Source organism: Bacteroidota bacterium (assembly GCA_038746285.1).
GTDB lineage: Bacteria > Bacteroidota > Rhodothermia > Rhodothermales > JANQRZ01 > JANQRZ01.
Map to the genome: position 1 here is coordinate 1 of JBCDKT010000086.1, position 9264 is coordinate 9264.

Sequence of the window (9264 nt, forward strand, 5' to 3'; positions counted from 1 at the left end):
CGCCGTCGCGGAGTTCGACGGCTTCGTGCTCGCCGGTGGAGGCCCCGCTCGGGACGGCGGCGCGGCCGAGCACGCCCTCGTTCGTGATGACGTCGACCTCGACGGTGGGGTTGCCCCGGCTGTCGAGGATCTGGCGGGCGATGACGGACTGGATGCGGGACATGAGGTTCAGAGGACAGAAGACAGAGGACAGGTTTCGCCTAGCGCACGTAGGGGTGACCACGCAGGGTCGCCCGGACCTGAGGGAGGTGAGGCGCGGGCGAAAGCTACGACACCGAGGCTCGCCGCGGCTTGCTTCGGACGGGGCGGGTGCGGTATCGTCCGAGGGCGCGGACCCGCCACCCCCGCCGCGCGTACGCCCGACCCCGTCCTCCGCTCATCAACACATCGACTCCGTGGGTACGATCCTCGTTACGGGAGCCCGAGGCCAAATCGGCAGCGATCTCGTGGCCGAGCTCCGCCGCCGGCATGGCCGCGACGCCGTCCTCGAGACCGACCTCCACCCGCTCCCCAACGGCGGCGACGCGCTCTACGAAACGCTCGACGTGCAGGACCGCGACCGGCTCGCCTCGCTCGTCCGCACGCACGACGTCGAGACGGTGTACCACCTCGCCAGCCTGCTCTCGGCCACGGGCGAGCGGAAGCCCGATCTCGCGTGGTCGGTCAACGTCGAGGGCCTGCGCAACGTGCTCCGCGTCGCGCGCGGGCACGGCCTCCGCGTCTTCTGGCCCTCGTCGATCGCCGCCTTCGGGCCGGCGACGCCGCGCGAGGACACGCCGCAGGCCGGCCCGCTCGACCCGGTCACGATGTACGGAGTCACCAAAGTCTCGGGCGAGCTGCTCTGCCGCTACGCCTTCCGGCAGGACGGCGTCGACGTGCGGAGCCTCCGCTACCCCGGCCTCATCAGCTACGCCGCCAAGCCCGGTGGCGGGACGACGGACTACGCCGTCGAGATGTTCTACGCCGCGCTCCGGGACGAGCCGTACATCTGCTTCCTCCGCCCGGACACGCGGCTCCCGATGATGTACATGCCCGACGCCGTGCGTGCCACCATCGACCTGATGGACGCCGATGCGGATGCGATAAGCGTCCGCACCTCGTACAACATCACGGCCTTCAGCTTCTCCGCCGAGGCACTCGCCGCGGCGCTTCGGAAGCGCTTCCCGAGCTTCAAGGTCGCGTACCATCCCGACTTCCGCCAGGCCATCGCCGACTCGTGGCCCGCCAGCATCGACGACCGCCAGGCCCGCGCCGACTGGGGCTGGCAGCCCGCCTTCGACCTCGACCGGATGGTGGACGACATGATCGAGCACCTCGCTGCCCAGCTCAGCGTCGCTGAGCCTTCGTAACCCAACCGCTACTCCCTATGTCCGACACTGCCACGACGCTCTACCGCGACATCCTCGACGACATCCGCGAGGCGGGCCTCTACAAAGAGGAGCGCGTCATCACCTCGCAGCAGGACGCCGACATCCAGGTCGGCCAGAACGGGCACGCCGCCGAGGTGCTGAACTTCTGCGCCAACAACTACCTCGGCCTCGCCAACGACCCCGACCTCATCCGCGCCGCGCAGGAGGGGATCGAGAAATACGGCTTCGGGCTCGCCTCCGTCCGGTTCATCTGCGGTACCCAGACGATCCACAAAGAGCTGGAGCAGCGCCTCGCCGCCTACCACGGCAAGGACGACGCGATCCTCTACGCCGCCTGCTTCGACGCCAACGCCGGACTGTTCGAGACCCTCCTCGACAAGGAGTGCGCCGTGATCTCCGACGCGCTCAACCACGCGAGCATCATCGACGGCGTCCGGCTCTGCAAGGCGGCCCGCTACCGCTTCGCGCACGGCGACATGGGCGAGCTCGAAGACGCGCTGAAGGACAGCCAGGACGCCAAGGTCCGCATGATTACGACCGACGGCGTCTTCTCGATGGACGGCGCGATTGCCAAGCTCGACGAGATCTGCGCCCTCGCCGAGCGGTACGACGCGCTCGTCCACGTCGACGAGTGCCACTCGACCGGCTTCTTCGGCCCGACGGGTCGGGGCGCGGCCGAGTACCGGGGCGTGCTCGACAAGGTCGACATCATCACGAGCACGCTCGGCAAGGCGCTCGGCGGAGCCTCGGGCGGGTTCACGGTCGCCAGCCAGGAGGTCGTCGACCTGCTCCGGCAGCGCTCGCGGCCCTACCTCTTCTCCAACACCGTCGCTCCGGCGATTGTCTACGCCTCGATCCGCGTCCTCGACCGGCTGGAGGAGACCGCGGACCTCCGGCAGACGCTCGAAGACAACACGCGCTACTTCCGCGACCAGATGACCGCTGCCGGGTTCGACATCAAACCCGGCGAGCACCCCATCGTCCCGATCATGCTCTACGACGCCAAGCTCGCCCAGGGCGTCGCCGCCGACCTCCTCGACGAGGGTATCTACGTCATCGGCTTCTCGTTCCCCGTCGTGCCGAGGGGCGAGGCACGCATCCGCGTCCAGGTCTCGGCCGCCCACACGCGCGCCCACCTCGACCGCTGCATCGCCGCGTTCACAAAGGTCGGCAAGCGGCACGGCGTGGTGTAGCAAGACCGGGCCTGCGGATCAGGGACGGGAGTGGGTGCGTTAGACGGCACGCATCTCTCCTTACGCCTTTCTCCCGATCTGCTATGCCCGAAGCCCGCATTGCGTCCGTCCACGACCTCGCCGACGGCGAGATGATGACCGCCACCGTCGGCGACACCGAGGTCCTCGTCTCGCGCGTCGACGGCCGGTTCTACGCCTGCGGTGCCCGCTGCACCCACTACGGCGCGCCGCTCGCCAACGGCGCGCTCCACGGCCGCTTCGTCGTCTGCCCCTGGCACCAGGCCGAGTTCGACGTCACGACGGGCGCGCTCGCCACCCCGCCCGCGCTCGACGGGCTTAGCCGCTACCACGCCCGCGTCGAAGGCGACGCCGTGTTTGTCCGCGTGCCCGAGGGAGCGGAGACGACGCCGGAGGGGGCGACCTACCGCGAGAGCGAGGGGGAGACGCCCGCGTTCGTCTGCCAGGCTTGCGAAGAACGCACGCCGACGTTCGCCATCGTCGGCGGCGGCGCGGCAGGTCAGGCGGCGGCCGAGGCGCTGCGCCAGGCCGGGTTCGGCGGCCGCCTCGTGCTCGTGACGAAGGAGGACGCCGCGCCCTACGACCGAACGATGCTCAGCAAGGGCTACCTCAGCGGCGACGCCGGAAGCGATGCCCTCCCGCTCCGAGACGACGCCTTCTTCGACGCGTACGAGATCGAGGTCCTGCGCGGCCGGACCGTCACCCGGCTCGACGCATCCGAGAAGACGATCTACTTCGAGGGTGCCGAGCCGCTCCGGTACGACAAGGCGCTCGTCGCCACCGGCGGGACGCCGCGCACGCTCGGCGTACCGGGGGCCGACGCCGACGGCGTCTTCACACTCCGCACGGCCGCCGACGCCGACCGGATCGCCGAGCGCGCCGAAGGGGCCGAGCGTGCGGTGGTGATCGGCTCCGGCTTCATCGGGATGGAGGCTGCCGCGAGCCTGACCAAGCGCGGCCTCGCCGTGACGGTCGTCTCGACGAGCCAGGTGCCGTTCGAGAACGTGCTCGGCGAGGAGGTGGGCGGCCTCTTCCAGCAGATCCACGAGGAGAACGGGGTCACCTTCTGCCTCGGCTCGGGCGTCGAAGCCATCGAGCAGACCGACGCCGGCTTCGCCGTCCGAACCGAAGACGGCCAGACGGCTGAGGGCGATCTCGTCGTGGTCGGGATCGGCGTCGTACCCGCGACGGATTTCCTCGAGGGCGTCACGCTCGGCGACGACGGCGGGGTGATCGCCGACGCGCACCTCGCGGCCGGCAGCGACCTCTGGGTAGCGGGCGACATCGCGCAGTTTCCGAACCCGCAGACCGGCGAGCGCGTCCGCATCGAGCACTGGCAGCTCGCGCAGCAGCACGGCCGCATCGCCGCGCGCAACATGGCCGGGCAGGCCGTTCGGTACGAGAGCATCCCGTTCTTCTGGTCCGGCCAGTTCGGGACCAACGTCCGTTACCTCGGCCACGCCGAAGGCTGGGACGCCGTTCACATCGACGGCGACCTGGGCGAGAAACGCTTCATCGCCTACTACCTCAAAGACAGTCAGGTGCTCGCCGCTGCCGGCGTCGGGCGCGACCGCGAGATGACTGCCCTCCGCGGGCTCATCCTCGCCGGCGAGACGCCGACGGCCGACGAGGTCCGCGAAGGCGTGGACTTGCTGGCACGCCTTGAGCACCAGAACGCAGCCTACGACCTGGAGACGGTAGACGCCTGACCCGGTCAGTCTTCACCCGTCCGCCCGGACGAACGTCTGCATCGGGCTCGTCCGGTGCTCGGTCGCACGCACGTCGAGGCCCGGAAAACGCTCCGACAGCCAGCCGACGAGGAGGTGCTCGGTGATCCACTCGGTCTCGTAGTGCCCGGCGTCGATGAGCGCCATCCGCGGCGTGCCGCCCGGGGCGAGGGGCTGGAAGAAGGTGTGGTAGGTGACGTCCGCCGTCACGAACGCATCGGCCCCCGCCGCGAGGGCGTTCCCGACGAGCGACGACCCCGCGCCGCCGCACACCGCGACGGTCTCAACGGCGGCTTCGGGCGCGCCGACGTAGCGCAGCGACGCCGCCGCCAGCTTGTCCGCCACGACACCGAGGACGGCGTCGAGTGACATCGTTCCTGCGAGCGTGCCGATAGCCCCGAGTCCGGCTCGTGTCGAGGGCTGCGCGACGGGGTAGAGGTCGTACGCGACCTCCTCGTACGGATGCGCCCGCTTGAGCGCCGCGACGACGCGCGAAACGTCCCACCGCGCCACCTCGGCTTCGATCCGCACCTCGTCGGCCGACTCCAGCTCGCCGGGTGCCCCGGTGTGCGGGTCCGTGCCGTCGCCTGGTCGGAAGTGGCCGGTGCCGGCTGAGGTGAACGCGCATGCAGTGTAGCCCCCGATCTGCCCAGCCCCTGCTGCGGCGAGCGCCGCCCGGACGGCGTCAGCGTGGTCCGGCGGAGCGAACGTGACGAGCTTCGTGAGCGCCTCCGTCATCGGGTCGAGGAAGCGTACGTCGCCCAGCCCGAGGTGCTCGGCAAGCGCGAACGAGACCCCACCCGGCGCGGCGTCGAGGTTGGTATGGACGGCGTAGTAGGCGATCCCCGACTGTGCCAGCCGGTAGGCCAGCCCGCTCACGAAGTCTGTCGGGATGAGGCGCTTGAGTGGGCGAAAGAGGAGCGGGTGGTGGGTGACGATGAGGTCGGCCTCCATCGCCTCGGCCTCGCTCACGACGGCCGGGGTAAGGTCGAGCGCGACGAGCACCGACTGCACCTCTGCGCTGGGGTCGCCGACCTGGAGGCCGACGTGGTCGTAGGACAGCTTCGAGCCGGGCGGTGCCCAGCGTTCGAGCGCGGCGGCGATATCGCGGACGAGCATTTCGAGTGACGAGTTGGAAGCGGCAAACGATGAATAGGGTGATTCAAGCTACATCAGACGCTCGGCTTCCCGATCCTCGACCGGACAGGCGGATGCCCTCGGCTTCATCGACGCGCGTCAGGATCACCGCGCCGATGGCGAAGAGCACGAGCACAATCGAGACCCCGGCGCGCTGCGTGCCGAAGACGTCGGTCAGCACGCCGAGCATGAGGGGGCCGATGAACGCCGTCGCCTTGCCGGAGAACGCGAAGAAGCCGAAGAACTCCGTCTCCTTGTCGTCCGGCACGAACCGGCCCAGCAGCGACCGGCTCGACGCCTGGTTCGGACCAATGGCGATGCCGACCAAGATGCCGGAGACCCAGAAAATGGCTTTGCTCGTCGTGAGGATCGCCAGGAGGGAGGCGACGGTGAGGAGCGCGAGCGAGATGAAGATCACCGTCCGCCCGCCGAGCTTGTCGTCGAGGAAGCCGAACCCGAACGCGCCGAGGCCGGCCATAACGTTGAGCACGATCCCGAAGAGAAGCACCTCCTCGATCGTGAAGCCGAGCGTGCCCTGGGCGTAGATGCCGCCGAAGGCGATGAGCGTCACCAAGCCGTCGTTGTAGAACAGCCGGGCGACGAGCAGGCGGACGATCTCGCGGAAGCGCCCCAACTCGCGCGCCGTCTCCCGCAGCTCGCCGAAGCTCGCCTTGAGGAGCGCCCCGGCGCGCGGCTTGTCCTCGGCTGCCACCTCGCGGAGGACGAGGAACGTCGGCACACTGAAGAGCGCGAACCACGCCGCGACGAGGAGGTTCGTCGCCCGGACGTGCTCGCCGGTGGCCGGGTTGAGCCCGAACGGCGGGACCTCAGCCTGGACGAAGACGACGAGCGCAAGTGCCATGCACAGCAGGCCGCCGACGTAGCCCAGCGCCCACCCGTAGCCCGAGACGCGGCCTATCGCCTCCGGCGGGGCGATCTCGGGGAGGTAGGCGTTGTAGAACACCGCCCCCATCTCGAAGGCGATGTTGGCGAGGATGAACCAGAAGAGCGCCTGCGCCACCTCGCCCGGCTCGGCGAAAAACAGCATCGCCGTCCCGGCGACGCAGACCGTGGTCGTCCCGACGAGGAACCGCTTGCGGGACCCGCTCCGGTCGGCGAGCGCCCCGAGGAAGGGGGAGAGGAGGGCGACGCAGATCGCCGTGATCGCCACGCCGCGCGACCACAGGACGGTGCCGCGTTCGGGGTCCGGCACGAGCGCCCCCGCGCTGTCCGGGGCGAGCACCATGTAACCAGTGAAGTAGGTGCCGTAGATGAATGTCACGACGAGCGTCGTGAACGACGAGTTGGCGAAGTCGTAGAGCGACCACGCCCAGACGGCGCGGCGGTCGAGGCGAGCGGCAGGCATGAGGCGCGGCAGGGGAAGGCGGCGGAGCGCCCAAGCTAGGGCACGGCGCACTGCTGTGTGCAGCCACTCGTGTTATTTCCACCGTGTGCCGAAGAGAGCTATCTTCGAGGAGAGCTATCTTCATGGCCTGCCCTCGTAGCTCAGGGGAAAGAGCGTCGGTTTCCTAAACCGCAGGTCGGAGGTTCGAATCCTCCCGAGGGCGCAGGCGGAAAAGCCTACTCGCCGAAGACGGCCTTCGGCAGGTGCATCGCCACTAGGACGTGGGGCACGTCGACGACCTCGGCGATCTTGAGGTCTCCTGCGAGCGAGACGAGCGCGTAGGCGTCGTAGCGGTCGAGGCCGCGCTCGGCGACGAGGTAGCCGATCATGTAGCGCGTCGCCTTCTTCGAGGCCTCGTCGAGGGTCTCGGCGAAGGCGGTGACGGCGTAGTAGGCCTCGGTCTCGTACTCCGGCTCGGGGATCGAGCGCCCGCCCTTGAGCACGTTGACCTCGTAGACGATCCGCATCGGGGCCTCGATGGCGGTGCCGCAGACCTCGCCCGCTCCCTGCGCCGCGTGCGCGTCGCCAATCGAGAACAGCGCGCCCTCGACGAAAACAGGGAAGTAGACCGTCGTGCCCTCGACGAGGTGCGGATCGTCCATGTTGCCGCCGTTGGCGCGCGGCGGGATGGTCGAGAGCATCTCGTCCGTCGCCGGGGCCACGCCCATCACGCCGGGGAACGGGGCGAGCGGGACCGAAATACCGTCGCTGAAGCGGGCGACGGTCTGCCCCTCCCCGAAGGTGAACGTCTTGAGGTACGGCTCGGGAAACTCGTCGGCGAGGTATCCGAAGCCGGGCACGACGGCGGTCCATCCGTAGGCCCCGAGTTCGATCTCGTGCAGCGTGACCGCGAGCACGTCGCCCGGCAGCGCTCCCTCGACGTAGACGGGCCCCGTGAGCGGGTGGATCGGGTCGAAGTCGAGGTTCGTGACGGCCTCGACGGTGGAGGTCGCCGTGATCTGTTCGTCGGAGGCGTCCTCGGTGTAGGCCTCGATGACCGCGCCGGACGGGACCGTCAGCGCGGGCGGGATCGCGCTGCTGAACCGGTTGTGCGTCTGGTCCTTCGTCAGCCGGAAGTCAGGCGTCGGCGTGTTTTGGGCGAGGGCGGAGGGAGCGAGCAGGCAGCAGAGGAGGGCGAGGAGTCCAGGGCGAGGCATGGCGAGGTGGGTTGGTGGGTACCTTCCAAGATCGGTCAGCGGGCGAGACCGAGGCAGAGTGTTCAAAAAGAGAGCGCCCCGACCTGAGGGCTCAGGCCGGGGCGCTTCGCTGGAGGCAGGTCCAGAGGGTGTGGCTACTTCGTCAGCACCACGCGGTGCGTGCGGGTCTCGTCACCGACCTGGAGTCGGTAGAGGTAGGTGCCCGCCGCGAGGTCGCGCCCGTCGAATGCGACGCGGTGCGTGCCGGCTTCCTGGAGCCCCTCGACGAGCGTCGCGACGACGCGGCCGGTGAGGTCGTAGACCTGGAGCGTTACCGGGCTCGACTCCGTGACCGTGTACTCCACCGTCGTGGCGCTGTGGAACGGGTTCGGGTAGCTGCCGAGCGACGTGGCCTGCGGCGTCGCCGTGCTGGTTGCGACCGGGGCCTTGAGCCAGTCGATGTCGTCGACGGGGAGGTTCGTGGCCGCGTCAAGCAGGACGATGTCGCCGCCGGAGCCGGTACCGCGGAAGCCACCGCCTTCGAGCTTCGTCCAGACGAAGCCGTTCCGCGCGATCACGTCCGGGAAGAGGCCGATGGCACCGCTGCAGAAGTAGTCGCCTGCCTGCGCGCCCGGCCCGATGCGGAACTTGAGCGTCCGCATGAACATCTCGCCCGGGGCCAGGGTGATGTCAATGGGGCCGCGCGCCGGGTTCTGGACGTTCCCGTTCGGCAGCTCCTCGATCAGCCAGCCCTGGACGGGGCAGACGTCGTTGTCGTCGTTGTTGGTGACGGTCACCTTGAACTCGATGAAGCCACCCTCTGCCGGGACGGTCGTGCTGCCGATCGGCATGAGGTCCACGTCGAAGTCCTCGCAGATCGTGTCCGGGCACTCGAAGTCGAGGCTCGTGACGGCACCGGTGGAGGAGAACGCGATCTCCAGGCGGCGCACGCCGTCGGCATCGACCGTGACCGTCTGCGCGCTGTTGTCGCCCAGGGCATCGGCCGAGGTCATCGTGATCACGTTGCCGTCGCCGTCGAAGGCCGTGATGTCAGCCGCCTCACTCACGTCGATGTCGAGGATGCCGACCGAGGCAACGGTGACCTCCTGCTCGAAGGAGAAGATGATCGTCCCGCCCCCACCATTGTCGTCGGGGTCGGAGCTGTCGGCGTCCTCGGAGATGATCAGCACGTTGCCCAGCGCGGTGTCGTTGCCGACGCCGGTGCCGGGGGTGAGCAGGTCGTCGTCACCGCCGGTGGGGTTGGCCGAGTCGAAGATC

At 69.2% G+C, this 9264-nt stretch carries 8 protein-coding genes and 1 tRNA gene; 4 read left to right on the forward strand and 5 right to left on the reverse strand.

Translation table 11 applies throughout. The features are described 5' to 3' along the window. A partial coding sequence (eno, locus tag AAGI91_17015; GenBank protein MEM1044312.1) for a phosphopyruvate hydratase occupies positions 1–163 on the reverse strand: 163 nt, incomplete at its 3' end. A 232-nt stretch (positions 164–395) separates the two neighbouring features. On the opposite strand from eno, the gene AAGI91_17020 reads away from it, so the two are divergent. The 3 genes from AAGI91_17020 to AAGI91_17030 all read left to right on the forward strand — a co-directional run bounded on the left by AAGI91_17020 (position 396) and on the right by AAGI91_17030 (position 4290). Continuing rightward, positions 396–1349 (forward strand): NAD-dependent epimerase/dehydratase family protein, encoded by a 954-nt coding sequence (locus AAGI91_17020; GenBank protein MEM1044313.1) that lies wholly within the window; start codon positions 396–398, stop codon positions 1347–1349. Positions 1350–1366: 17 nt separating this feature from the next. After that, on the forward strand, positions 1367–2563 hold the full coding sequence (gene kbl, locus AAGI91_17025; GenBank protein MEM1044314.1) for a glycine C-acetyltransferase: 1197 nt from the start codon (positions 1367–1369) through the stop codon (positions 2561–2563). An 83-nt stretch (positions 2564–2646) separates the two neighbouring features. Continuing rightward, the gene (locus tag AAGI91_17030; GenBank protein ID MEM1044315.1) at positions 2647–4290 is read left to right on the forward strand and encodes an FAD-dependent oxidoreductase; all 1644 of its coding nucleotides are present in this window, start codon (positions 2647–2649) and stop codon (positions 4288–4290) included. A 12-nt stretch (positions 4291–4302) separates the two neighbouring features. Here AAGI91_17030 and AAGI91_17035 read toward each other — a convergent pair whose 3' ends face one another. Both AAGI91_17035 and AAGI91_17040 read right to left on the reverse strand, forming a co-directional pair. Next, entirely contained in the window at positions 4303–5427 is a 1125-nt protein-coding gene (locus tag AAGI91_17035; protein ID MEM1044316.1) for a Nif3-like dinuclear metal center hexameric protein, read from the reverse strand. Positions 5428–5470: 43 nt separating this feature from the next. Then, positions 5471–6811, reverse strand: coding sequence for an MFS transporter (locus AAGI91_17040; protein MEM1044317.1), 1341 nt, complete (start codon positions 6809–6811; stop codon positions 5471–5473). A gap of 129 nt (positions 6812–6940) precedes the next feature. Between AAGI91_17040 and AAGI91_17045 the strand changes: the two genes are divergently transcribed. Continuing rightward, positions 6941–7013, forward strand: a tRNA-Arg gene (locus tag AAGI91_17045). Positions 7014–7026: 13 nt separating this feature from the next. Here the strand turns inward: AAGI91_17045 and AAGI91_17050 are convergent. Then, the gene (locus AAGI91_17050) at positions 7027–8007 is read right to left on the reverse strand and encodes an acetamidase/formamidase family protein (protein ID MEM1044318.1); all 981 of its coding nucleotides are present in this window, start codon (positions 8005–8007) and stop codon (positions 7027–7029) included. A 134-nt stretch (positions 8008–8141) separates the two neighbouring features. Further along, a partial coding sequence (locus AAGI91_17055; protein MEM1044319.1) for a T9SS type A sorting domain-containing protein occupies positions 8142–9264 on the reverse strand: 1123 nt, incomplete at its 5' end.

What these genes read in the sequence shown, in the direction of transcription:
- AAGI91_17040 (MEM1044317.1), bottom strand. Translation starts at nt 6,811, where the DNA reads ATGCCTGCCGCTCGCCTCGACCGCCGCGCCGTCTGGGCGTGGTCGCTC.
- AAGI91_17050 (MEM1044318.1), bottom strand. Translation starts at nt 8,007, where the DNA reads ATGCCTCGCCCTGGACTCCTCGCCCTCCTCTGCTGCCTGCTCGCTCCC.
- kbl (MEM1044314.1), top strand. Translation starts at nt 1,367, where the DNA reads ATGTCCGACACTGCCACGACGCTCTACCGCGACATCCTCGACGACATC.
- AAGI91_17035 (MEM1044316.1), bottom strand. Translation starts at nt 5,427, where the DNA reads ATGCTCGTCCGCGATATCGCCGCCGCGCTCGAACGCTGGGCACCGCCC.
- AAGI91_17030 (MEM1044315.1), top strand. Translation starts at nt 2,647, where the DNA reads ATGCCCGAAGCCCGCATTGCGTCCGTCCACGACCTCGCCGACGGCGAG.